1 protein-coding gene is annotated in these 238 nt (G+C 53.4%); it reads right to left on the bottom strand.

Going from position 1 to position 238, the window contains the following annotated elements; genetic code table 11:
* Positions 1-44: 44 nt before the first annotated feature.
* Positions 45-238, bottom strand: a 194-nt coding sequence (locus tag N7568_RS25305; RefSeq protein ID WP_261612376.1) for a hypothetical protein, incomplete at its 5' end; no start/stop codon positions are given.

The following is a 238-nucleotide window of genomic DNA, read 5'->3' as shown; positions in this document are numbered from 1 at the left end:
TCAATGCGGGGCAGATTTATTTGTACTTTTCCAGCCAGAAACTGTTACCGGCCAAAACCCGGGCGTTTGTGGATTTTCTGGTCGGTCAGGCTCGGGAGGATGGTTGGGCCGCTCTCCTCGATGCTCGGGCTTAAAAGCAAGTTATACGACCTCTGAAACTCAACCAGCATCACGCCTAAGCGGTCTTTCAGGCCTTTCGAGCTTGCCGCGTCTGCTCGATTACGGTACAAATCGGGCA

It is taken from the genome of Paenarthrobacter aurescens (genome assembly GCF_025421775.1).
GTDB lineage: Bacteria > Actinomycetota > Actinomycetes > Actinomycetales > Micrococcaceae > Arthrobacter > Arthrobacter aurescens_B.
This window is presented reverse-complemented; position numbering and strand designations above follow the sequence as displayed.